The organism is Nocardia sp. CA-290969, assembly GCF_050936135.1.
Lineage (GTDB): Bacteria > Actinomycetota > Actinomycetes > Mycobacteriales > Mycobacteriaceae > Nocardia.
In genome coordinates, this window is the sequence record NZ_JBNJNJ010000001.1 from 584,348 (window position 1) to 607,723 (window position 23,376).

At 62.3% G+C, this 23,376-nt stretch carries 21 protein-coding genes; 9 read left to right on the top strand and 12 right to left on the bottom strand.

The window, feature by feature from the left end; translation table 11 throughout:
• Positions 1–386: 386 nt before the first annotated feature.
• The gene (locus ACQEVO_RS02755; RefSeq protein WP_432908559.1) at positions 387–1,931 is read right to left on the bottom strand and encodes an ATP-binding protein; all 1,545 of its coding nucleotides are present in this window, start codon (positions 1,929–1,931) and stop codon (positions 387–389) included.
• 125 nt (positions 1,932–2,056) lie between these two features.
• Here ACQEVO_RS02755 and ACQEVO_RS02760 point away from each other — a divergent pair, with 125 nt between their 5' ends.
• Positions 2,057–2,233, top strand: a complete 177-nt coding sequence (locus tag ACQEVO_RS02760; protein WP_432908561.1) for a hypothetical protein — start codon at positions 2,057–2,059, stop codon at positions 2,231–2,233.
• Here the strand turns inward: ACQEVO_RS02760 and ACQEVO_RS02765 are convergent.
• Positions 2,193–2,495, bottom strand: coding sequence for a hypothetical protein (locus ACQEVO_RS02765; RefSeq protein WP_432908563.1), 303 nt, complete (start codon positions 2,493–2,495; stop codon positions 2,193–2,195). The two genes, ACQEVO_RS02760 and ACQEVO_RS02765, sit on opposite strands and share 41 nt — an antisense overlap.
• On the bottom strand, positions 2,492–2,671 hold the full coding sequence (locus tag ACQEVO_RS02770) for a hypothetical protein (protein WP_432908565.1): 180 nt from the start codon (positions 2,669–2,671) through the stop codon (positions 2,492–2,494). Before ACQEVO_RS02770 ends, ACQEVO_RS02765 begins: the two co-directional genes overlap by 4 nt.
• A gap of 857 nt (positions 2,672–3,528) precedes the next feature.
• Between ACQEVO_RS02770 and ACQEVO_RS02775 the strand changes: the two genes are divergently transcribed.
• Complete coding sequence (locus ACQEVO_RS02775; RefSeq protein ID WP_432908567.1) at positions 3,529–4,785, top strand: cytochrome P450; 1,257 nt, start codon at positions 3,529–3,531, stop codon at positions 4,783–4,785.
• Positions 4,786–5,139: 354 nt separating this feature from the next.
• Positions 5,140–5,622 carry an NUDIX hydrolase gene (locus tag ACQEVO_RS02780; protein ID WP_432908568.1) on the top strand — a complete coding sequence of 161 codons (483 nt, stop codon included), beginning with the start codon at positions 5,140–5,142 and terminating at the stop codon, positions 5,620–5,622.
• Here the strand turns inward: ACQEVO_RS02780 and ACQEVO_RS02785 are convergent.
• Complete coding sequence (locus ACQEVO_RS02785) at positions 5,598–6,125, bottom strand: HD domain-containing protein (RefSeq protein WP_432908570.1); 528 nt, start codon at positions 6,123–6,125, stop codon at positions 5,598–5,600. The genes ACQEVO_RS02780 and ACQEVO_RS02785 overlap by 25 nt on opposite strands.
• A 495-nt stretch (positions 6,126–6,620) precedes the next feature.
• On the bottom strand, positions 6,621–7,883 hold the full coding sequence (locus ACQEVO_RS02790; RefSeq protein WP_432908572.1) for an IS256 family transposase: 1,263 nt from the start codon (positions 7,881–7,883) through the stop codon (positions 6,621–6,623).
• A gap of 96 nt (positions 7,884–7,979) precedes the next feature.
• On the opposite strand from ACQEVO_RS02790, the gene ACQEVO_RS02795 reads away from it, so the two are divergent.
• The 3 genes from ACQEVO_RS02795 to ACQEVO_RS02805 all read left to right on the top strand — a co-directional run bounded on the left by ACQEVO_RS02795 (position 7,980) and on the right by ACQEVO_RS02805 (position 9,037).
• A complete protein-coding gene (locus ACQEVO_RS02795) occupies positions 7,980–8,171 on the top strand; it encodes a hypothetical protein (protein ID WP_432908574.1) in 192 nt (63 codons plus the stop codon).
• Positions 8,172–8,198: 27 nt separating this feature from the next.
• Entirely contained in the window at positions 8,199–8,645 is a 447-nt protein-coding gene (locus ACQEVO_RS02800; protein WP_432908576.1) for a hypothetical protein, read from the top strand.
• A gap of 143 nt (positions 8,646–8,788) precedes the next feature.
• Positions 8,789–9,037 carry a helix-turn-helix domain-containing protein gene (locus ACQEVO_RS02805; protein WP_432908578.1) on the top strand — a complete coding sequence of 83 codons (249 nt, stop codon included), beginning with the start codon at positions 8,789–8,791 and terminating at the stop codon, positions 9,035–9,037.
• 84 nt (positions 9,038–9,121) lie between these two features.
• Here the strand turns inward: ACQEVO_RS02805 and ACQEVO_RS02810 are convergent, their stop codons facing one another.
• From ACQEVO_RS02810 to ACQEVO_RS02835, 6 genes are all read right to left on the bottom strand, one after another.
• Entirely contained in the window at positions 9,122–9,736 is a 615-nt protein-coding gene (locus tag ACQEVO_RS02810) for a hypothetical protein (protein WP_432908580.1), read from the bottom strand.
• Positions 9,733–10,605, bottom strand: coding sequence for an ImmA/IrrE family metallo-endopeptidase (locus tag ACQEVO_RS02815; RefSeq protein ID WP_432908581.1), 873 nt, complete (start codon positions 10,603–10,605; stop codon positions 9,733–9,735). The genes ACQEVO_RS02810 and ACQEVO_RS02815 overlap by 4 nt, the downstream gene beginning before the upstream one ends.
• A gap of 5 nt (positions 10,606–10,610) precedes the next feature.
• Positions 10,611–10,955: a helix-turn-helix domain-containing protein gene (locus tag ACQEVO_RS02820; RefSeq protein ID WP_432908583.1), complete on the bottom strand. Its 345-nt coding sequence runs from the start codon at positions 10,953–10,955 to the stop codon at positions 10,611–10,613.
• Positions 10,956–11,195: 240 nt separating this feature from the next.
• Positions 11,196–11,498, bottom strand: coding sequence for a hypothetical protein (locus ACQEVO_RS02825; protein ID WP_432908585.1), 303 nt, complete (start codon positions 11,496–11,498; stop codon positions 11,196–11,198).
• 632 nt (positions 11,499–12,130) lie between these two features.
• Complete coding sequence (locus ACQEVO_RS02830; protein ID WP_432908587.1) at positions 12,131–12,547, bottom strand: hypothetical protein; 417 nt, start codon at positions 12,545–12,547, stop codon at positions 12,131–12,133.
• A 299-nt stretch (positions 12,548–12,846) separates the two neighbouring features.
• Positions 12,847–14,571, bottom strand: a complete 1,725-nt coding sequence (locus ACQEVO_RS02835; RefSeq protein WP_432922291.1) for a serine/threonine-protein kinase — start codon at positions 14,569–14,571, stop codon at positions 12,847–12,849.
• Between the two features lie 378 nt (positions 14,572–14,949).
• Between ACQEVO_RS02835 and ACQEVO_RS02840 the strand changes: the two genes are divergently transcribed.
• The 3 genes from ACQEVO_RS02840 (at position 14,950) to ACQEVO_RS02850 (ending at position 20,887) form a co-directional block, all read left to right on the top strand.
• Entirely contained in the window at positions 14,950–16,269 is a 1,320-nt protein-coding gene (locus ACQEVO_RS02840; protein ID WP_432908589.1) for a helix-turn-helix domain-containing protein, read from the top strand.
• Positions 16,270–16,710: 441 nt separating this feature from the next.
• On the top strand, positions 16,711–17,415 hold the full coding sequence (locus ACQEVO_RS02845) for a Hachiman antiphage defense system protein HamA (protein ID WP_432908591.1): 705 nt from the start codon (positions 16,711–16,713) through the stop codon (positions 17,413–17,415).
• Positions 17,416–17,836: 421 nt separating this feature from the next.
• Positions 17,837–20,887, top strand: a complete 3,051-nt coding sequence (locus tag ACQEVO_RS02850; RefSeq protein ID WP_432922294.1) for a DEAD/DEAH box helicase — start codon at positions 17,837–17,839, stop codon at positions 20,885–20,887.
• A gap of 445 nt (positions 20,888–21,332) precedes the next feature.
• On the opposite strand, the gene ACQEVO_RS02855 is transcribed toward ACQEVO_RS02850, so the two are convergent.
• Positions 21,333–23,156: an ATP-dependent nuclease gene (locus ACQEVO_RS02855; protein WP_432908593.1), complete on the bottom strand. Its 1,824-nt coding sequence runs from the start codon at positions 23,154–23,156 to the stop codon at positions 21,333–21,335.
• Positions 23,157–23,376: the final 220 nt, after the last annotated feature.

Genomic DNA, 23,376 nt, shown 5'->3' on the forward strand with positions numbered 1-23,376 from the left:
CGACGTGAGCCGGGCGTTCAGCGCCCTCGGTCCCGGCTCACCAACAACCTCCGCCTACACCGCAAATAGTTTCCCGAGTCGCACGGGACGAAGCCGAGGCATGGTGGTGCAGAGCCGGGCACAAGCGTGCGCAGCGTGCCAACGTCAAACCACGCGGCCCAGCCCTCTTGACGTAGTCCCGGTGAGAATCTGCGCGAGTACACCTTTCACGTGGGCATTCCTGGTGCGGCTTCCGCTGTGCCAATCCCGCTTCCCGAACGGTGTTACCAGCGAGGTGGCGATCCGGCGTGCCCGCGGGCTGGCGGCTATGAAGGGTTAGTTTCTGATGCTTGTGGGGCAGAGCGGAAATCATGGACACCGCGACGGCGATCCAGTGAGCACATTTTTCACACCGGACGGCTCGGACTACCGCCGGACTTGTCGGGGTCGGCGAGCTCGTAGATTGTTCGCCGGCCCCGTCCACCGATCTGTACCACGACACCCGCGTCCCGCATTGCGCGTAGCGCTTTCCGGATCGTGGACGTGGTCAGCTCGAGCAAAGGTTGGAGCTGTGACGTATCGTGTGGGCCGGTCGCGAGGATTTCGGCGATTCGTCGTTGAGTAAGGGTCAACTCGGCAGTGGCCGGGTTCATTGCCTCGGGCCTTCGATCTACTGCAGGCTGCGCAACGGCCGGTCGCTGTTTCGCTTCGCCCGGAACCTTTCGGGGGGTGGCTGTGGTTCGCAGAACGGCGGTGAACCTGATGCCCATATCACTGTATTGGGCGGGTGGGAGTCCGTTGGTTTCGAGAGCATGAGCGATGGTTGGTATTCCCGTCGCCAGTGCTTCGATAACCCGGCTGCCCGATTCCGGTGAGCGCAGGTATTGGCAGATGTTGACCAGCCACATGTTTCGCGCCGAAGTCACTGTGTCCTTGCCGAGGCGGTCGACGGTCACCCCATAGAGGCCGCCCGGGTTGGTGACGATCAGTCGATCGCGGCGCAGCCGTACTTCCACGGCCATCCCCTGTGACCACTGGTCCAAATCACGGTGCAGCAGTGCGTTGGCGATCAGCTCGCGGAATGCAAGCAGCGGATAGGACGGTACGTCGACTACGGTGCCGTCGGGTCTGCTCACGATGGCGGTGTCGAAGGTCTGTCCGGCCCACTCCAGAGCCGCGTCCAGCATGCGGGGAATAGGGCCGGTCAGCGTGACTTGGTTGCGTGCGCGGGTACCCGGTGGGTCAGTAGGTCCCGGCTCTGCGGCGGCACGGATGACGTACTGGGGAAACCACTGCTGGGGATATGTTCCGAGCGCCAGAAGCCCGGCCAAGGTGGGGACGCCGTCAGGCGTGAGCACACCTGCGCGTCTGAGCAGTTCGTCACCGCTGAACCGGCCGAGACCATGTCGATCCCGCAACCGCACCGTGCGTGCGAAATCTTCGACCAGTGTGTCGTCCAGGTCGTTCCGGGATGCCTCGGTTACGGGCGTCCGATCGAAATGCGGGGCTTGCCGGGCTGCGAGAAAAGCTTGTTCCTCGAGCGTGGACATCCGGAAATCTCCGTCGTACCCGCGCAGGTACGCCGCGCCGGTCGCGCCGACCCGGCAGGGTTTGGCCGACGGTGCGCATTCGTGTACTACCGCCGCGACGACGGGCTTGCCGTCGGCGGTGGCGTCTTCGAAGGTCAACTGCACAGGTGGCGTGAACGACCGGGCTTTCTGCGCGAGGCCCTGTTTCAGCTTCTGAGGGTCTGGCAATCCGGTCGGCCGGAAACCATTCCGCTCGTCCAAGCCGAGGATGATCAACCCGCCGCCCGGAAGGTTCGCCAAGGCCGACAACGTGCTGGTCAACGAGTCCGGAAGTCCGCCGGCCGCGGACTTCACCTCGATGTTCGTACAGTCGCCGCCCTGTGAGCACAGCGAGGCGATCAGGGCAGGTAGGTCGATGGCCACAGCCAAATGGTAATCAAATGGGAATGAAATAGGAAATGGGATCTAAATGGGAACCAACTGGATGAACGCGGTAGCCCGATTGCAATGTTCCAGGGGTCCGGCAGGGGGGCGCGGAGCATCGTGGCGTGGGTCTGCCGGCAACCTGGGTGCTGCGGCCGGTGGCCCGTTCACGACGCGACGATCACGGCCACCAGATCGTCGCCGCGATCACCAGCAACGGCAGTCCGATCGCGATCGCGAAACCGGCGATCACCAGTGCGCTCATGGTGTCACCTGCCGGTGTGTCCAGCGGGCGAAGCTGAGGCGGGGTAGTACGGTCTCGACGTCGGCGATGTCCAGGACCTCGTTGAGTTCGAGGGGGCTCAGGTGGCCGGGTGCAGGCAGGATCAGCAGGTCGGCCTCAGCATTGCGTACCTGATCGACCACCCGAAGCACCGATCGTTCGCAGGGCCACACGAGTCGGTAGCCGAGTTGGTCGGCGAGGCGGCGTATCCGGTCGCGGTCGGATTCCGGTGCGCGGCTGATGTCGTAGTCGATCCAGCCGAACGCGATCGAATGGCTCATCGCGCGATATCGGCGTCGGCCGCGGTTTCCGGGACATCGAGTGTGGCCCGGAGTTCTGTCGCCACTCGTTCCAGCACGGCTGTCTCGACGGTGTATTGGTCGCGCCACATCCGGATGGCCGCGTCGATTGCCTGGTTTCGCGCGGGGCGCTTGGGCAAAGGTGGTCGTTCGCGCACGGGTCCTCCTCATCAGGTTTGATGGCACGCGCCCGGCGCCGGGGAGTGTGACGCGGTCGGCAACTCGTAATGTGCTGTCCAACCGGATGGTTCGACCCGGCGCCGGGGCCGAATCAAGGCTTATCGACCGAGGCGGGTCGTCCCAGGTACAGCAGTGATAGGAAACTGGTGCCTTTCCCCTAGTGCCTCGTCAAGCAACGTTGGGTAGGTAATCGGGGCGGCGGATTGTGGAGTTGACTGCGATGGGCGGCCGAGGTTGCGGGGGGCAGCACCGGGCGATGCAAGCGATGCGTTCACGCGTCGCCCGGTCGAGTTTCCTCGGCCTGCCCCCTTTCCATTTTGGGTCCAGCGCTTCGAACCCCCGTTCGTTGAAATCATGAATTGGCGCACATATGCTTCCGATACCTGCATCAGCCGGGCTATCGCCGGGACGGGTTGATGCTGCGCCGAAGCCATCACCACAATGGCGCGACGGGTCCTGATCGGTTGCTTGCTCGTCTTGGTGATCTTCTGCAAGCGGCGCTCCTCGTCCGGGGTCGCCTCCCGCACGAATACTTCCGGTCGGTGTCCCGGCGTGGTTCCGCCAAAACAGTGGTGATACGGCTCCCGCCTCGGGTTCCTCAGTATGGGAACCAGGCCCCGCCGGATACCGCATATCTGGACCGGATCCCGCTGCGCGGATGCCACCCCCTCTGTGCCGGGCAAGGGTCGCCGAGCGGTGAGGGCGGTCGACAGTACTGCTGCCGGACTCGGCGGGCAATGCGCGGTATCGGTCGTTATGCTCGCCGGGTGAAAGCCCCGTAGTGCGACCGGCAGCGGCCTGGCATTGCACCCGATCCTGTTGGAGTTTCTCCGTTTTGAGCACCCCAAATGCACCGACGAACGACCCGTCGTGTCCGGTTTTCCACGGTTCGCCGTTAGATTCCGACGAGGAGCGGGTGCCGATGTACGCGCAGGGCTTCGTGGCCGACCCGCACCGCGCATATCGCGAAATGCGGCGGGAATTCGGCTCGATGGCACCGGTGGAACTGGCGCCGGGTGTGCCGGCCACGCTGGTGATCGGCTACCACACCGCGCTGCGGGTTCTCAACGATCCCGATCGTTTCCCGGCCGATCCACGTGTCTGGCAGAAGGACATTCCTGCCGACTGCCCGGTACTTCCGCTCATGGAGTGGCGGCCGATCGGGAGCAAGAGCGCCGGTCTGGATTTCATGCGCTACCGCGAGGCGACCTCGGCGAGTATGGCCGAGGTCGATCTGCACGGTCTGTACAACATCGTCGATAAGTTCGCCCTTCCGTTGATCAGAGGCTTCTGTGCCGACGGTTCGGCCGATTTGATGAGTCAGTACATCTTCCCGCTGACGTTCGAGGTCGTCTGCGCCATGGTCGGCTGCCCGCCCGAGATCGGGCGCCGGGTCGCCACCGGGTTCGCGGCAATTTTCGAGGGCATCGAAGCCGAAGAAGGCAACGCGATGATCAGTTCGGCGTTGCAGGATCTGGTAGCCCTCAAACGGGCCGAACCTGGCAACGATGTCGCGACGGTGCTGCTGCGCCACCCGGTCCAGCTCGGCGAGGAGGAACTGATCCACCAGTTGGTGGCCTTCTACGGTGCGGGGATCGAACTTCAGCTGAACTTGGTCGCCAATACCCTGCTGCTGATCCTCACCGACGACAGGTTCGGGGGCACAGTCCTGTCCGGGAGCCTGTCGACGCGCGATGCTCTCGACGAGGTCTTGTTCAATGACCCGCCCATGGCGAACTATCTCATCAGCTATCCTCGCCAGCCGACGCTGGTCGACGATGTCTGGCTGCCCGCGCATCAACCGGTCCTCGTCAGCATGGCCGCGTGCAACAACGATCCCGCCATCCGGTCGGAGAACCTGACCGGCAACCGCTCCCATCTCGCGTGGGGTGCCGGTCAGCGGGCCTGCCCCGCGCAGTCCGCGGCCTATCTGATCGCCGAGGCGACTATTGATCAACTGCTGGACGTGCTGCCCGATTTGAGTCCGGACTTGCCCGGTGGTGAACCGAGCTGGCGCCCGGGCCCCTTCCACCGGGCACTGGCATCCCTCCCGGTCACCTTCCCGGAGACCGATCCGGAAACTGTGCTGTAACCCGCGACGGAAAGCTAGTGCCTCGTCAAGCAACGTTGGGTAGATAATCGGGGCGGCGATTGTGGAGTTGACTGGCGAAGTCTCGTTTGGGTCGGGCGTGCTGGTTGTGCCAGCGGAGGTAGGCGCCGATCGGCGCACTGCCGATGGTGGATATCCGGACACACCGCACCACGCTTTACAACAGCATCTACCGATTCGGCGACTCTCTGCTGGTCAACACTCACAGCTACGGTGCGTACGCAGCGAAATCTCCGGTTCAGCACCTCCAAAAGGTTCCCGGCGGACGACTCTTCGCCTACTACATGGACTCGTTCGAGGCTGTCTGGAAGATAGGCCGCACCGTAACCTGACCTCATGGGACGGCGAATCGACTACCACCAGGACCCACACGCACCGGCCGCGAACAGTGTCCGCCCCAGCGCAGCCGCATTCGTCCAAAGAGGCGGGGAAGTCCTGCTGATTTGCCGGTCTGACAACGGCAACTGGTCGATGCCGGGAGGCGCGCACGACCCAGGTGAATCCCTCAGTCGCACCGCTGTTCGCGAGACTCGAGAAGAGACGGGAGTGGATATCCAGCTAACCGGCATTGTCGGCATCTTCACCGATCCGTCCCACGTCATCCACTACACGAGCAACGCCGAGGTCCGTCAGGAATTCACCGTTGTGTATCGCGGCGAGCCGATCGGTGGCCACCCCACGACGAGCAGCGAGAGCACGCGCGTCGAGTGGGTGCCAGTCGAGCAGATACCCGACTTACCGATGGACCGCAGCCAGCGCAAGCGCATCGACTGGGCGCTGAACGAGAGTGAACCTCATATCGACCCCGATACGCGCTGAAAGGCGGCACGCAGTCGCGGTTCCGCCTTCGTAATCGCGGTGTGAACGGCACTGCCCGGTACGTAGCGCCGCAAGATTTCAGCGAGCCGCTCATCCACCGTGAAATCCTCTCCGTTCGGACCCGTCGACAGGTCCGACCACCACAGGAAATCTGCGGCCTTGTCGAGCCCGGTCACATCCGGGAGCCGGAACTCATCGAATATGTCCGTGCCCAGGCCTCTCACTCCGGCCTCGACCTCCGCTGCCGTGTGGAACGCAACCATATGGCACACGACCGGCGAGTACCTGAGTGACCGCAGCAACCGGGCACCGTCTATAGGGTGAAACCCGAGGTCAGGATGCCCGTAGCCGACGTCGTGCAGGTAAGCAGCTGTCACCGCGTCCCCACGAAGGTCGGCCGGCAGTAACTTCGCTATGGACTCCATCCGCTGCCCCACCGCGACCGAGTGAGTCCGACGCGATTCAGTCAGTGGAGCCAGCAGGTCAGCCACAACCTGATTCACGGCCGCTATGGTACGCCCGGCATCACGGAAGCAAGCTATGGCTTCTTCTCCCCGCGCTCGGATGCCCTATTCGGACATCTCGAGCAGCGCAAACCGGACTAGGCCACGGGGTCGAGGAGGCGGCATCAGCGCTCGATCTCGATGCCACGATATAGTTTCCGAAAGCCTTACGAGGGGGAGGTCCCATGAGTTATCCGTACGGTCAGCCTCCGCACCAACCGGCCTTTCCGGCTCCAGGACCCGGCTATCCGGCCCCGGCATATGCGGCGCCACCAAACCCGTACGGGTACCCGCAGCGCGCGCCCGGCGGTGGTACCGGGATCACCGCCGGGATCTTCGCGCTGCTCGGGGCGCTCGCCAGTGTCCTCCTGGGCATCCTTTTGATGAATCCCTGCATCCTCGTGGCTCCGGCTTTGCTGATCGGCGGGATCATGTTGTTGAAACGAAGCAACGCGGGGAGTGTCCGATTAACGGTGGATCCGATCTCGGCGTTGGTTAGTTACCGGTCGGGGTGATCCGGCCTTCGAAGGTGATCGCGAAGGCGTTCAGCGCGGGTTTCCACCGCATCGCCCACCGTTTCTTACCACGGCCTGTGGGATCCAGGGACCGGGTCACGAGATACAGGCACTTCAACGCGGCTTGCTCGCTGGGGAAGTGCCCACGGGCCCGGACCGCGCGTCGATAGCGGGCATTGAGCGACTCGATCGCGTTCGTCGAGCAGATGACACGTCGAATCTCGACGTCGTAGTCGAGGAACGGAATGAACTCGGTCCAAGAGTTCTCCCACAGCCGCACGATCGCCGGATACTGCCCGCCCCATTTCGCGGTGAACTCGGCGAACCGTTCCTTGGCGGCGGCCTCGGTCGGTGCGGTGTAGACCGGCCGCAGATCTTTGCTCATCTGGTCCCAGTACCGGCGAGAGGCATACCGGAACGAGTTACGCAGCAAATGGATGACACAGGTTTGCACGATCGTGCGTTCCCACACGGTGTTGATCGCTTCCGGCAGCCCTTTGAGCCCGTCACACACGGCGATGCAGACGTCGGCGACGCCGCGGTTCTTGAGCTCGGTCAACACTTGCAGCCAGTATTTGGCGCCTTCACCGCCGTCGCCGGCCCAGAGCCCGAGGATGTCGCGCTCCCCGGCGCAGGTAACGCCGATGACGACATAGATCGGGCGGTTGGCGACCTGGCCATCGCGGATCTTCACATGCACGGCATCGATGAACACCACTGGATAGACCGGTTCCAGTGGCCGGTTGCACCAGTCGGTCATCTCGGTGATCACCTTGTCGGTGATCTTGGAGATCGTGTCCTTCGAGACCGAGGCACCATAGATATCGGCGAAGTGCGCCGCGACTTCACCGGTGGTCAGTCCTTTCGCGGTCAAAGACAGCACGATCTCGTCGATCCCGGTCAACCGGCGCTGCCGTTTCTTGACGATCCGCGGTTCGAACGAGGAATCGGTGTCGCGCGGGACCGCGATCTCGACAGGACCGATCTCGGTCAGCACCGTCTTGGAGCGTGTGCCGTTGCGGGAGTTGCCGGTTCCCCGCCCGTCCGGGTCGTGTTTCTCATAGCCGACGTGCTCGGTCATTTCCGCTTCCAACGCGGTTTCCAGCACGTTCTTGGTCAGCTGGTTCAGCAGCCCGTCCGGGCCGAGCAGCTCGACTCCCTGCTCTTTGGCCTGCGCAAGTAGTTGCTCGGCCAGCTTCTTCTGATCCACCGCATCCACCACGGATTCGAGTGTCTCCGACATCAATCGATCCTTCCTGCCGAGCACACAGGCCCGGCCGTCGGACCGAGATCAGATCCACCGAATTTCAGACAGTCCCGCAACGCGGGCCGGATTACCGTGATCGCGTCCTGCGTCGCGTTTGTCGTCGTGTCGCTGATCCCTGGGCTCGGCCTCATCCCGATCATCGCCGACCTGTTCGCCATCCTGACTCTGGTCCTCGCCGCCGTAGGTTCCACCAAACGGTGGATCGAGGCACCGCGAAACCCCGCTGTGCCCGGCGGCCATACGCCCGTGCCGTACGGCTACTGACTAATGCGCGTCGCTGTGACCGGGCACATGAACATCACCGAGGAAACCGCGGTGTTGGTGCGTGAAGAGATCGCCCGGCGTCTGGCCGAGGTTCCCGATTTGGTGGGCGTGAGCTGTATCGCTCGAGGAGCCGATTCGGTGTTCGCGCAAGCGGTGCTCGAGGCCGGTGGCCGGCTCGAGGTGGTGCTGCCCTCTCGGAACTACCGCGAAGCCAAGGTGAAACCCGATCACGCACCGGTGTTCGATGAGCTGGTGGCGCGTGCAGCCGAGGTTCGGGTGATGGATTTCGAGGAGGCGGGCCGGGAGGCGTATGAAGCGGCGAACGAGGCGCTCCTCGGGGCGGCTGACCGGTTGGTCGCGGTATGGGATGGGAATGGCGGCGAGGCCGGGGGAACCGGCAGCGTGGTGAAGTTGGCGCGTGAGCGTGGGCTGGTTGTGGACGTGGTGTGGCCCGAAGGCGCGGCGCGTTCGTGAGCTCTCATCAACTGGAACAATTTCCCCATGCCTGTTGGAAGGGCAGCCGTCGTGCCGGTACCCGGGACAGTTCAGAAGGAACGGGCGGTGGAAGGGCGATGAGTAGCTTATCCAAATGGGATTGTGAAGGCTATCGCCGCCGTGTGGGCGAAGAGGAGATCGCGCGTCGTCGTCGGTCGATCATGGCCGAGCAGTGGGGTTACCAGCTTGCCGAGGAGCGGAAGCGGCTGGGGTCCACGCAGGCGGGTTCGGCCGAGATCACGGGAGTCAGCCCGGGGCGGGTGTCGCAGATCGAGCATGGCGAGGTCGCGATGGTCGAGGCTCTCGCCGCGTATGTTTCTGCGCTGGGCGGGAAGTTGGAGCTGCCGGCGGACATTGGTGGAGTCTGGTGAAGATGCCGACCGACCCCGCGGCGCGAGGTGACTGCCTCCGGCAGTGGGCTGCACCGTAGCCACTCGGGTGTTGCTCTGCATACCTCAGCGCCAGTGCGGAAGCCGGAGAAGGTTGGTTCTCTCGATGGGTGGAAGTCCGTCGTCGAGGCTACGCAGCCGGGTGTAGATGGTGCGCATGGCGGCCTTGTCGGGGATGTGTTGTCCGGCCGCTGCCTTCTCCAGGATTGTCAGTGTGTTCACCAACCGGATCGTCCCTACGGCGCGACCATTGGACTGGAGTCGTTGCAGGCGGCTGATTTCAGCTGTTGCTGTGCGGGCTCCGGGGCCGTCGTCGATGAGAACCGTGACGGTCTCCCCGGCTTCCGCGGCGACGACTGCGTGCGCGATGACCATGGTCTCGCCCAGGTCTTTCGGGGATTGCACGCGTTGTTTCATGGGTTGGCGGGTGATTCTGTGCACCGCAGCGGCGAGTTCGGGCGTCTGGTCGTCGGAGAGCACCTGGATCCAGGTGGGTGTCAGTTTGCGCCAGACCGTAGCGGCGGCGCGGAACCGTGGATCGTGCCGTGACTTGCGCAAGATCTCGGTTTGGACGGTCTCCGGAGCGCTGATCCGGCCGAGGACGCCGATGAGCATGCGTTCCTTGTTGATGGAGAAGAAGTTCAGGCCGGGCCCGGCGTCGATGATCGGCGGGTGGCTCACCTCGAATCCTTCGCTTCGGCCGCCGGATCATCGGATTCGTCGCCGGGGCCGTCGAGGGCCGCGTCCAGGGCGGCCAGGTCCACTTCGACGTCGGGCAGTTCGGCAGCGTCGGACCAGGCGAGTGGATGTCCGGCGGGCTCGATACCTGCTTCGCGCAGCTCTTCCTGGGCGGCTTCCAGCGTGATACCCCGCAGGGTGGCGATCGCCTGCGCGGACAGTGCTCCTTCTTCGTATGCCTTGATGGCTCGGGCGAGTAGCCGCTGGGGCGCCCGGCGTTGATCGGAGTCGGCTTGTAATGCGCGGTACTGGTCGGACCATCCGTAGCGGGCAGCCAATTGCGGTGCCGTCGACGCCATCCACTCGTGTTTGGTGGCCTCGTCGACGTACCCGGCTTGGTACAGGGCGATCGCCGCGATCGGCGGTGACACCAGGAACCGCTGGACGACCTCGGAGAGGGTGGACCGGGTTGCCGTTTCCCGGTTGCCGAGGAACTCGCGGAGCCCCTCGATCGGTGCGAGCAGGTGGCGGGCGAAGGCGTCGGCGCGAACTTCCGCGGGCTTTCGATGGCTCCAGTTGCGGCCTGTGTGATCGTCTGCCCAGTCCTGGAACAGCACATGGCCGAGCTCGTGGGCGAGCGTGCTGCGTTGCCGCATCGGGTTCCGGGTGCGTGCCACGCCGATGATCACGGCGTTGCGTACCGGGTCGCGCATCGTCAGCCCGTGCTCGTCCGTGCCTGCGTCGAGTACGGCAACGTCGATCGCGGTCGCCTGTTCGATAATCGCGACCAGGTCGCCCAGGGGTTGTATGCCGAGTCGGTGTTCGCGGCGGAACCGGGCGGCGGCGTCGCGTCCTTCTGTCTCGTTGTTCACGTTTCCTACGCTGGGTCGGTGGTGGCGGGGATGGCTTGGTCGTCGAGGTAGTCGTTCAATTCCAGGAAATGCAGCAGCGCTTCCCGCATGCGATCCATCTCGCAATCGTTGGTCGCTCGCGCCGCGCATTGGACCCGCTCGGCCACCGGCGCGGTCCCGGTGAGCTGGGCGACCGTGTGCCCTGTCGCCCAGCCGATCGCCACGATCTCCGGCATCTTCGCCGGCCTGTCCCCAGAGATGATCCGGGACAGGGTCGGCTGCGAGATCCCGGTCGCGTCCGCCAGAGCGCGCTGACTCAACCCCGCGGCAACGCGAGCGCGTTCGATCCGTGCACCGGCTTCGTTCGTCACCGCCATCACCTCTGTCCGTCTTGAATCAAAATTGCCGACTATGATTCAGTCTAGCCCGCCGGAGCGGGTCCGACCAGGGTGGAGTCGGTCCGTTTGCCGCCCATGGCATCGGCCGGTGGCGTGGCGAGAGAGTTGTGGCCGACGTTGTCCGCTGCGAACATCAGGGCCACCAGATCGTCGCCGCGATCACCAGTAGCGGTAGTCCGATCGCGATGGCGAAACCGACCACTACCAGGGCGCTCATGGTGTGTCCTGCGTGGAGGTCCAGCGTGGGAAGCTGAGACGCGGTAGCACGGTTTCCACGTCGCAGATGTCCAGTACGGCGTCGAGTTCGTGCGGGCCGAGGTGGTCGGGTGCCGGCAGGATCACCAGGTCGGCGCCGGCGTTGCGTGCCTGGTCGGCCAGGCGTAGCACCGAGTGTTCGCCGGGCCATACGAGGTGGTAGCCGAGTCGGTCGGCGAGGCGGTGTACGCGGTCGCGGTCGGTCTCGGGTGCTGGGCTGATGTCGTAGTTGATCCAGCCGAACGCGATCGAGTGGGTCATGGCGCGATATCGGCGTCGGCGGTGGGTTCCGGGACATCGCGACTGGCGCGGAGCCCGGCTGCCACTCGTTCCAATGTTGCTGTATCGGTGCAGTATTGGTCGTGCAACAGCCGGACGGTCGCTTCCATTGCCCGGTTTCGCGCCGGTCGTTTGGGCAGAGGTGGTCGTTCGCGCACAGTGCCTCCTGGGTGGGATGTCTTGGCGTGCACCCGGCGCCGGGGATTTCCGCGACCGGTGGCCTCGTAATGTGCGGGCTGTCAACGCGGTTCGACCCGGCGCCGGGGCTGGATCAAGCGTCATCGACCGGCCTTCGCGGTCCCAGGGACAGCAGTAATAGGAAACCGCTACGCTTCCGCTCGGTATGCCGGTGCACAGCAGTGCGCGCCGACCAACAATTGAATGCCGCGTTGCTCCTGGCCGAGAGCCAGGAACCAAGCCGCCGAGTTGGCAGAGTCGCTGGTGCGGCATCTCGACGCCGCTCACGTCGATATCGTCGAGTCCTTGATGCCTTCGGGGCAGGGATTCGTCACCGTCACCGATGCCGATCTGGTCGCACGACCCTGATCGGTAAGGAATTTCGAGGAAGGCCAGGCCGGCACCCACCGGCCGGCCGATTGTGTCGCAGCCCGCTCCTACTCGGACATCTGGAGCAGTGCGGGATATCCGTCTGCGGTGATCCGGACACTGCTGGAGTATTCACCGGGCTGGAGTAGGACGGGGGTGATGTAGGTTGCTCGCGAGATCTGACCGTCTTTCAGGAAGACGAGAATGTTCCCTCGTTGCATGAACGTTTCGTCCATGTCGATCTTCCCCCCGACTTCGCTCTCGAGGTAGTCGCGGGAGACCGGCTGGTGCGACACATAAACCGAGTCCCAGTCGCCGCCGGTCAGCTCATGCAGGCTGACCGATCCGCCGTTCTGGCGCAGTTCGGCCAGTTCGGCCGAAAGTGCCTGGTCTTCCTCCAAAGCAACCCCTCCATCATCTGAACATGCGGTCAGCGCAACAGCGGCGCACACCAGCAACGCGAGTAGGACCTTCTTAGCTGTCATAGGTGCCGTAACTTTCGCCGTCGCTTCCCGGGTTGTATCCGCCCGACGTGAACTCTGTACCGGTCGGTGGAGGTTTGGTGCCCCCTGTTGCCGGTGGCCCGTCAGCGCGGCTGCTCTACTCCGGCGACGTCCACGACAGCCCCTACCGGGTGGCGGGGAAGCAACACACCGCGCTGACAGCCCTGAGTCCGCATCCAGTCACGGCATCACGGCTCGCACTCATGGCGCTGGATCGCCCGAAAAGCCTTGTATCCGTTGAAGGACGGTGATGGGATCGGAGGTTTCCATTCGATGTGACTTCAGCGTTCCAGGGGGGCTTGCGACCACCATTCCCGCAGGAGGTCCTCGGCGGTATGACCCGACCACTTAACACTGATGACGTAGCGCCCGCGGACGGGATCGGTGGGGAAGGAGAAGTATGCGCCGCCGAAGACTGAGGCCGCTGACTGCTGCGGTGGCACGGTCATCTGCGCTGGCGCGTCGAGTTCGGGGTGGGGTGCCGGCTTCGTCTCGGCCGATTGAATGATATCCGGGCCGGAGACGATTTCCCTACCGCGGAATAAGTCCGAGTTCAGGTATTCCTGCGCTGCGCTGGGAGTGGAATGGTCCTCGATCGTGAAGCTGATGCCGGAGTTGTCGTGATGGCGGCAATCGATCTCGTTTCTCTCGGCGTGATAACCGATGTAGCAGGCTACCTGCTTCCATCCCTTCTCGTTCCGGTCTGAAATAAGACGGGGAAATGCGTCTTTGATGTACTGATGATCTTCCCACGCGGGCGGGCTGGGGTTATCCCCGTTCTTCGAGTTCAACAGCAGCAGGGCTACCGTGCCGATGACCACCATCATCGCGAGAGCGATGAGTACCAGACGCGGATAGTTCTTGAGATCGGTAGGCGTGGTCGGTGCTTCGTGCCTGATCGGTTTGCCGAGAGCTGGGGCCGGCACCGCCGAGGAAGCCACTGCCGGATCGTGGGCACTCAGTTGCTGTCGCGGGTCGGGTGGATAGCTCAGTCCGGCCGGTGCCGGATTATGGACTGTCGGTGCGATTCGGGCGAAATCGACAGTGTCGACCGAGCGTCGCCCACCACGTGCGTCGAGGGCCGCCGTCCCGGCCGGCACTGAGTTGTGGACCGTCGGTGCGGTGCGTGCAAGGTTGACGGTTTCGCCGACCTGCTGACCTCCGAAGGCGTCGAGGGCTGCACTGATGAACGCGGAACATGAGGGAAAGCGATCGTCACGTTGCTTGGCCATCGCCTGCTCCACGACCCCATCAAGGGCCCCAGGGAGATCCGGTCGCGTAGCAGTGATCCGGGGAACAGGCTTCGAAAGATGGCCCATCACCACCTGCCCCGGATTCGTGGCTGCGTAGGGCGGTTGCCCCGCGAGTAGCGCGAACAGGGTGCAGGCCAGGGAGTACTGGTCGGAGCGGTGATCCACCGTCTCGCCGGACAACTGCTCAGGTGAGGCATAGGCCAGCGTGGCGGTGAACGTCCCGGTGGCAGTGATCTTGGTGTCGGTGGAGTCGATGACACCGGCGATGCCGAAGTCGGTGATCACGGCCTGGGCATCGCGGAAACCGTCGGCCTCGATGATGAGGATGTTGGCAGGTTTCACGTCACGGTGCAGAATTCCGCGGCTGTGCGCGTAGTCCAACGCCGACGCGACCCCACCGAGCAACCGCACCGCCATCGCTGAAGGATGTGCGTACGCATCCCAAGTCGCGGCGTCGGTGCCACGAACGTAGTGCATCGCGATCCACAGGTGCCCGTCGTCGGCACCTCGATCCAGCACTCCCACGATCCCCGGGTGGTCCAGCCGCGCCACGACGTCGGCTTCCCGTTCGAAACGGCGGATCAACTCCGGATCGGTGGAAACTTCCCGGTTCAGCAGCTTCAATGCGACCTGGCGGGGTAATCGCGGATGCTGTGCGAGGTAGACCGTCCCCATCCCGCCTTGGCCCAGGACCCCTTGGATCTGGTATCCGGCGAAGACCGCACCCACCCCCAACACTGCCGCTCCCTCCATCACTGAACGTGATGACGATACCGCACAGAACTTCCCCGTCTCTCGACGCAATTAGCGTGCCGGAGCCCACGTAACAGCACGATGGACAACATCTTCAACTGCATCGATGCAGTATTGGCGACGCAACAGCTGGACGGTCGCTTCCATTGCCCGGTTTCGCGCCGGTCGCTTGGGCAGAGGTGGTCGTTCGCGCACAGTGCCTCCTGGGTGGGGTGTCATGGCGTGCACCCGGCGCCGAGGAATTCCGTGGTCGGTGGCCTCGTAAGGTGCTGGCCTGCCTGGTGGTTCGACCCGGCGCCGGGGCTGGGTCAAGCCTCATCGACCGGTGTTCGCGGTCCCAGGGACAGCAGTCATAGAGAACCGCTACGCTTCCGCTAAGTGCGCAGCGACAGGGGGTTTCGCGTGATCGTGGAGGTTTGGACAAGGGTCGAGGTGCGGGCGCTGCGTGACGCGGCGTTACGGATGACGCAGGAACAGTTCGCCGAACAGATCGGGTGGTCTGTTGCGACCGTGCGAAAATGGGAACGTGCCACCGAATCGCGGCCGGTGCGCGGGCAACGTGCCGCCGACCTCGATAGTTGGCTCGCCAGGCTGAGCCCGGAGCAGATGCATCGATTCGCTCTCGCCGTATCCGCCCCGCGGGTCGCAGCACAGCGACACTCGCCGTCTGGAGGCGTAGAGGATGAGGCAGACGTGAACCGCCGCGAATTCAGCAAGGCCGCCGCGCTGACCGTCGCGACGTTGCCGCAATGGAATCCGTCCCGGATCGGTATGTCGGATGTAGATCGGCTCAACGCATTCACGGTCGAGCTGGAGGCCGCCCAGCAGAGGGTCGGAGGTGCAGGGCTCCTGCCCACTGCTGTCGATGCATTGGAGCGTAGTCAGGGACTGGTGCACAACTGTGTCTTCGACGATGCGACTGGCCGAGCGTGGATGTCCGCGGTCGGCGAGCTTGCCGTGCAAACCGGCTGGCTCGCTTACGATGCGGAGCGCACCGAACTGGCATGGCGCTGTTACTCCGATGCGCTGTCATTGGCATTCACGGCGGACGACGACGATCTGACCGTCCATGCATGCCTGAACGCTGCCCTGCAGACCACAACCCTGGCCCGTGTCGGCCGAGCGTCTCCGTCGTATGCGCTCGCGCTCACTCGCCGCGCCGAAAGCCTCGTGCGACGGCGGCCGGCGGGACGGATACACGCACTGATCGCCGCACGTGAGGCCGCCGCACACGGAACGGCTGGCGACTGGGGCAGTGTCCAGCGTTCCATGTCGGGGGCCTGGCGTGAGATGGACAATGCCATCGGTCATGAGCCGGTGGACGAGTGTGCTCCATGGCTGCGGTTCGTCAGCCATTCCGAGATCCGATTCCATGAGGCGCGGGCCTGTACCGATAGTGGCCGTGACGAGCGGGCGCTATCCTTGTTCGAGGTCGTCGCGAGTGAACCGGCGAGCACGGGGAACGCTGTGCACAGGGCAGCTTGGAGGTCAGCGGCGCTCGCCCGCACAGGTGACGCGCGGTCGGCGATAGATGCGGCAGCGCCGGTGCTTGATGCGCTTGAGGGCTGGCTGTTGTCTCCCCGCGCACTCAAAGCGCTGGCACCGGTGCGGCACTCGGCCGAGACCTGTTCCGATAGTGAGGAATTCCGGATGCGATTCGACAGGTTAACCACGGCGAAAGGCGCAGTGATTGACTGAGTTCCGTCGACTCGGCCGCCTGGTCGGCCGCGAGATCCGCAACAACGTGCAGGATATGTACGCGCGTGCCTGCGGGATACATCGCAACCGGCGACCTGTTCGAGTCGCTGGAGTGCCATGCGCCGACGCGACGCATAAAGGAACGGTGCACTCAAGCGGGGGAGGTGCCCGCGCGTCACGATGTGTGACCTGGTATTGCGGTATTTCCGGAGACAGCGCGCGCGTCATTGATCGCCATTGCGATTTTTCCCGCGGGGTAGCGCTAAATGGCCTGGCATACTATGGACGGCCTTTCGAGTACTACCGCTGCACTAAGGCACTGCGTGATCGGCACTCAGACTGCATGTCTGTCTGTGTGTCTGAGAGGATCTAGCCATGGTTCGAATCGGATCGTGGGCCCCCGCCGTGCATGAGGATGTGGGAGGCCACCGACTTGTGCATATGAGCGCGTCCGAAGAGACAACTGACGCAGGAATCGCCTGGGCCGCGGCCGCTATCCCGAGGCACTACGCAGCCTCCAGGCCACTCGCTTCGATCCTTAAAGGACTCGGCAAACCGGCTGCCGCGGAGTATTTGGAAGGCAAGTTGCCGACGGGAAAGAATACGCGTTCCGGTGACCTCGGGGAAATCATCGGAACCCAGTATGCCGCGCGAGAGCTCGGCTACCGGATGGTCGCTCGGCTGAGATGGAAGGACCACCGCGAAATGCCGATGCGTGGCGACGATATAATCGGCGTCAGGGCGAAGCAAGCTGGACCGCTCGAGTTCTTGAAAGGAGAAGCGAAGAGTCGCACTAAGCTAACGAATACAACTGTTGCTGAGGCGGACGAGGCATTGCAGCGAGACAACGGACGTCCATCGCCGCATGCACTGTTGTTTTTTGCGGATCGCCTTGAAAGTCAGGGTGAGGTCGATCTGGCGAATAGGATATACGCTGCGCTTCTCTCGGAGAGGATTGCGCAACGGCAGGTCCTTCAGCTCCTATTCACCTTCACAAGTAGCGATCCAAGCGACCTTCTTCGTCGAAATACTGAGACTTACAGCGGAAAAATTACGCGCCGCGTGGTTGGCCTGCGAGTGCCCGGGCTCCAAAATTTTGTAGCCGCTGCATATACAAAGGTAGTGGCCGATGCCAGAAAACCTTGAGGATATCGAGGGTGCGATTCGGGCGGCACTAGCGCCAGGATTCCGAGAAGGTCTTCTCACCCGCGGCGAGGCGCGCGGAATGATTTGGCGAGACGGCTTACTGCCGGAGAACGCACCTACATTTGGTTCGCTATTGGATTACAACCTATTGGCCTATGGTTACGCACTGTTGGCCAACGGATTGCGGCTTATTGAGTCAGAGGGGTCCCGGGAGCTTAGTCGACGGGCATTCGAAAATGCCGCTAGTGCGATCGAGGCTGTCGTTGCGCGGGGGCCGGACACCGATGATCGGGGATTTCACCTGGTCGTAGCTGCGGCAGCATATCACCTGGGCAGCTTCTCCGCTCGCGCGTACTCGCTTCTCTACACCCGACACAATTCAGCGGAGACGACAGCGAGCGAACATTGTCTAGTGCTGCTCATGCTGAGGAATTTCGAAGGCATCCTTGAGTTGATCTCTACTTGGCGGGCAGAAACAAGCGCGTCGGATTCTGAACTACTTGCTGTCCTCCAAGATATTGACGGGAGGGAAGATAGCGAAGGTTTTTCCCAAGACGAAGATGCGAATGATGTCATCGACGTAGTGGATCTGGCGCTCACCGATGGGTTTATGGCAGCGATGAACGTCGCGATTCTTGCCTTTGAGAGAGGAGAATCCGGGCTTATCGAAGACGCCTTGAGTCGATTGAGGACCGGATTGGAGGCCGCCGGAGAACTAAACATGGTTCCCCAGTGGTGGTGTCATAGGCTCGCTATTCACCTGCTCGGCGGGCTTTGGCTGGTCAGCTTCCATACGGTTATTCCTCATGGTCCCGTGGACAGCGGCGGGTGGAAACAGTTGCGCGCAACTTTCATCGCGTCGCTGCTCAGGAGGCGTCGGTCCGAGATTGAGCTGTGGCCATCTCAGCTCGACGCAGCGGCGCGTGTCCTCGATACACACGACAACCTGGTTCTCTCGCTCCCCACGAGCTCAGGAAAAACCAGGATAGCTGAACTTTGCATTCTCGCCACCGTAGCGGAGGGAAAACGAGTCGTAGTCGTGACTCCGTTGCGAGCCCTGTCCGCCCAGACTGAATCGATCCTCGAACGCACATTTATACCGCTGGGAAAGACCGTTTCCTCGCTCTACGGCACGACGGGTCTAAGCGAGGTAGACCAGAATATCCTGGGGAAGCGCGACATAGTCGTGGCCACTCCGGAGAAGCTCGACTTCGCCTTGCGTAACGATCCCGTCCTATTGGACGATGTCGGCCTTGTCGTGCTGGATGAGGGCCACATGATCGGACAGGGCGATCGCGAGGTGCGATACGAAGTCCAAGTGCAACGTCTGCTACGTCGCCCCGATGCCGCAGGCAGAAGAATTATCTGTCTCTCAGCCATACTTCCTGAACGTGAGAAAGTGCAGGATTTTGTAAATTGGGTCACCGATGATCAACCTGACGGCCTGATAGCAAGCTCTTGGCGGCCCACCACCCTAAGGTATGGTGATGTCGTTTGGCAAGGTGAACACGCCCGTTTAACGGTGACCGTTGGTGATCAAAAGCCGTTCATTCCTCGATTCCTTTCGGCATTCGTTCCGCCGCGCGGGCGGCGGAGAAAACCCTTCCCTAGCAACCAACAGGAACTAAGTCTCGGCGCAGCTTGGAAATTCGTGGAAGAAGGGCAGACTGTCTTGATCTTCTGTCCATTGAGGAGATCGGTCAATGCGTTAGCCGCACTGATCGTCAAACTCAATAAACAAGGCGCTCTGAATGGTGTTTTCGAAGGTGACTCAGCTCAGTTGAGCACGGCTTTGACGATCGGTGAGGAGTGGCTGGGACCCGACCATTCGATTCTGAAATGCCTGAAGTTGGGTGTTGCCATCCACCATGGCTCTCTTCCTACTCCATATAGAAAGGAAATCGAGCGGCTTCTCCAGCAGGGCGCCTTGAAGGTCACTGTCTCCTCACCGACTCTCGCCCAAGGGTTGAATCTTTCAGCCAGTGTGCTGATTGTTCACAGCATCTGGAGGAATCGCTCTATAATTGAAGCATCCGAATTTAGAAATATCGTCGGTAGGGCAGGGCGAGCCTTCGTGGATTCCATCGGCTTGGTGCTACACCCATTCTACGAGAATAGTAGTCGAGCGCGAAGAAACTGGAAAGATCTCGTTGAGGACAACGCTCGCCGTGACATGAGTAGTGGGCTGATGCAACTAGTGATCAGCCTGCTCGCCCGCATGCAGCGACGGCTTGGCGTCGAAGATTTCGATACGCTAGTCGAATACGTGGCAGGCAGTGCGGCATGGTCATTTCCTGAGATTTCTGATGAGGACGAGCAAACGACCATCACTGCCAAGAGTTCGTGGCAGGCGTCCCTGTCCAGTCTCGACTGTGCTCTACTCAGTCTCCTGAACGACTCAGCAGTCGAGGAGGCTGGTATCGAAGTTGCCCTAGACAACGCGCTCGCTTCTTCTCTTTGGGCACGGAGTCTGGCACGCCGTGATAGGTCCGTTCAAACGGTGTTGCGTGCGGGTATTGTCGGTCGCGCACGCTTCCTCTGGACCGAATCGACCCCGGCTCAGCGGCGTGGTTACTTTCTTGCCGGCGTTGGTCAAGAAACCGGAAGAAAGCTGGATCAACACGCGGATGCACTTAACCGGAACCTGCACGCCGCCGATCAGAACATAATAGAGGGTGCCGACCAAGAAGCTATCGAAGCTATCACTCGTTTTGCTGACATCGCTCTCACTATTTATCCATTCGCGCCACATAAACTTCCCGAGGATTGGCAGGGCACCCTTGCAGGGTGGCTACAAGGCAGAGCGGTTGCAGAGATCGCCACGGGTGATGCTGTAGATGCGCTTGAGTTTATAGAGGATACACTGGCCTACCGGTTGCCGTGGGCGATGGAAGCTGTCCGCGTTCGAGCGTCTGCCCATAACGATGCGGGCGATTCCGAGTTTCTGGTCGCACCGAATGAGGGCCACGCGGTCGCGGCTGTTGAATCTGGCACTTTAAACCGTTCTGCCGCTCTGCTCATGCGCGCAGGTTTCTCATCAAGGTCAGGAGCGCTGGCAGCCGTCTTGTCCGCGTACGGTCAGTTCACGACGTTGGTCGAGCTTTACCAATGGCTGGACTCGGAGGATGTGCGGCGACGCTCGGATGACATTGATTGGCCCACACCCTCTACACACGAACTTTGGATTGGGTTTGTCAATCGTAATTCGGCCGCCGAGAAGAAGGCGTGGACTCATACTATCGAGTTCGCCACAGTTACTTGGTTCACTGGCCACCAGCCAAAAATAGGGTCACCGTACAGGGCGGTGTCCCGGGCTGGGGAAACCTTCCTCGAAACACCGGATGGCGAACGTATCGGAATGCTCGCTGAGCCGCTCAATCCCGAAAAGCTAGGCCTCCTCGTAGTTACGGGCACTTCCACTGGAGACAGTGTCGAGCTCAGCTACAGGGGGCCATCAGATCTGTATGGGTAGCGCGGGGATATCGGCGATGCGCCTGAAGGACATTGTTGCGGAGCATATGCTCGCAACACACCTGGCCTGTGTTGCCCTGACAGGACCGTCGGCTCAGAGGGTCCTTGGGGCGATAGCAGTGCTAGGCCATGCCTGATGTTGTGCGGGTGAGCTATGTCCGAAGATTCTGCCAGATCAGGTGCCATTTGTGCAGGCAGTAGCACATATTTGTCAGTCCCTTGGGGTACAAATATTACGACGAAAGGGCGACACGATGCGCGACAGGGACGACGAGACGGTACCGAATCCCAACGGTTGTCGATGGTGCGGTGTTGACCGGGAAGAGCATCTCCAGCGCTGGGCGCCGGCCGTCAAATGGCACACGTGGGTCGAGCCCACAACTGCACAGCGAAAGAAGCGGATGCTGGCGCGGCGGGCCAGACATACTCGATCGGTCGATGATCTGTTAGCCAGCTAATGCTCGAAGGTCGGCGAAGATATCCCGCAGCTCGTTTGGCACATCATCCGGATGTTCAAGTCGGATTGCTACCTCCCACAACATCGCAGGCTTACCTGAGGGGTGCTTGTCGCTGTGCTCCCTAAGCATGCGCTCGACCCCCGCGCTGAACTTGCTTTTTCCACGGTGCTCGGCGAAGTGCTCGGGTGTCCAGCCGTCACTCCGCGGCCAAGCTGAATTCGCCGTCCGCGCCCAGGTCTCGTCGTCGAACAGCTCCTCCAGCTCTTCGACGCCTGAACGCTGGCCCAGCATCCGGGTGACTGCGTCGGTGTTGCGGCCGAAGTGTCTGGCGAGGTTGCTTCGATTGAAGCTGCGATTTTTTCTTTCGCTGTCCGCGTCGATCATCAGCATCACACTTCGCCCGTGTTTGTGGAGATAGCTGGCGAGCTGCAGTGCGCCGTCGTTACCGCCGCAGGCCCACAACGCGATCCCTGCGGCCTGTAGCTGTAAGCCCTCTGACAGGCTGAACAGAATCGGGATCACCAACTGTTCGGTCTCGCCTTCGACCGCGAGAAAACAACGTTCATGAAGCAAGACTGAGTTGCGGAGGCCGACTGCGGCTGCTACTGCACCGAGGTGACGGTCGAACTCGGCATGTTCGGCAGTGCCCAAGCGTTGCATCATGGTCCGGCGTGCGCCGTCCAATTTGAGCAGCACCACATCACAGATGTCCACACCGTCGATGAGGTTCATGGAGTGCGTCGCAACGACAACGTTGATGTGCTTCGCTACCCCTTGTCTGCGGATAATTTCCATGACTTCGCGCTGGAAATGATAATCCAGGTGTGTATCGGGTTCGTCGTAGGCAACAATCAACTGAACCTGAGGCTTGACGTCCGGACCCTCCTCGTTGTCGACAGGTCCGGTCAGCAGATCGCTGGTCCCCTCCCACACCGCCATTGAGATGCGACGAGCGCTGCCGCGCCCGGAATGGTCCAACCGCACCTGTTCGCCGGATGCTCGCTCCAAGCGGAGGGCAGTCGAGCGCAAGGCCGGTGTGAAGATTACGTCGGGTTGGACGGTGACGGTGGCGATGTCATTGCAGCGCTCGACAATGTGGTCCGCCAGTGGCTTCGCATCGATACTCAGCCGCTCGCGTGCGTCCGTCTCCAACTCGCGAATACGTCCTTTAAAGCCATCTTCTGCCATGTAGCTCTTGAAACGTGTCGTTAGCACTGAGCGGATCGCGGCCTCTGGATCTGCCGAGTGCCCCTCAAATTCCGCGATTCGCGGAAGTCGGTTCGTCAGGTCAGGAGGTATTCCACTCCAGCCTTCATTGCTGGAATTTTCTCGTCCATAGTCGACCAGCCATTCCAACAGTTGCGGCTTCGCAAACTTCGCCAGATTTGTAGACGGGTGTCCGAGCCTGGACGCCAGAGCCTTGAGTTCAGGCAACCGCTTCTCGCTGAGATCCCGCAGTTCCTCGTTGTCGGGGACCGGCCCCCAGAGATCGTACCGAGGCGTGAGGTCCTCGTCGGCCCAGCGCCGTAGCCGCACACTCGCGGGCAGGCTGAACTTCTGCTGCTCCCACGTGTCCAGATGGAAATCGCCGATTACCTCGGTAATTGCACAGCGGCCGCCGGACTCGCCGGACAGGTAGGTCCGGTCATCGCCTGTCAAGGTGTGGGACCCGAGGAGGAACGCCAGAGCGCTGAGCGCAGCGGACTTTCCGCCGTCGTTGGGGCCGGCGAGGATCGTCGGACTGCCGATCGGAATGTCCGTGACATCTGCGAGTGAACGAAACCCACGCACAGAGTACTTCTGAAGGTGCACTTGCCAACCATCCTGGGCCGATTGTCGTGCAGGTCATTTCCCGACCCATCGCCCAGACCTCACGCGGGCGGTGGTTCACAGAAGATACCAGCAGCAGCGGCGTGTGCAGAATCGGCGTGCGTATCCATCATCGCGCCTGGTGGTCGATATGCGGCAAACAGCGCGCCCCCTGAACTCGTGTGTGCCAGAAGCGTAAACACCAGCCTCAGCCTCGGCTCGA